The 615-nt window shown below is 57.9% G+C and carries 1 protein-coding gene; it reads left to right on the forward strand.

Annotated features, from left to right (window positions below; genetic code table 11):
• Positions 1 to 71: 71 nt before the first annotated feature.
• Positions 72 to 615: PTS transporter subunit IIC (locus B3187_RS16810; protein WP_286807634.1), on the forward strand; the 544-nt coding region annotated here is incomplete at its 3' end.

Raw genomic sequence — 615 nt, forward strand, 5'->3', positions numbered from 1 at the left:
CATAACGTCACCTTGACTCTAAGTCGGCGGATCACTAAAGTCCTCCACCCATTTCCAGCCAGGACTCTCCCGTGGACACCATTCAGCAACTCCTCGACGCCTTCTTCAGTTTCAAAGCCTACGTCATGCTGCCGGCGATCATTTTTATTATCGCCCTGGCGGTCCGGCTGCCGTTCAAGAAGTCTCTGTTGAGCACCGTTGAGCTGGCGGTGGGTTTTGCGGGGGTCTTTATCGCCTTTGACTTCTTCGTGGCGAACATCAAACCCGCGGTGGAGCAATTGATGGTCATTCGCGGCCTGGAGTACAACGTGCTCGATGTGGGCTGGCCACCGTTGGCCGCCATTACCTGGTCCTCACCGCTGGCGGCGCTGTCCATTCCGTTGATTCTGTTTCTGAATATTTTCATGCTCGCGGTGGGCTGGACCCGCACGGTGTATATCGATCTGTGGAACTATTGGCACTTCGCCCTGCTCGGGGCACTGGTGATGGCCACCAGCGGCAGCATGGTGTTGGGGCTTTCAGCCACGCTGTTGTTGGCCGTTTACTGCTTCAAGCTGACCGAGTGGACCGCGCCGGATGTGGAGCGCGAACTGGGGCTCAAGGGCGTGTCGGCCT

The sequence above is a fragment of the Marinimicrobium sp. UBA4209 genome (assembly GCF_002381585.1).
Classification (GTDB): Bacteria; Pseudomonadota; Gammaproteobacteria; order Pseudomonadales; family Cellvibrionaceae; genus Marinimicrobium; species Marinimicrobium koreense.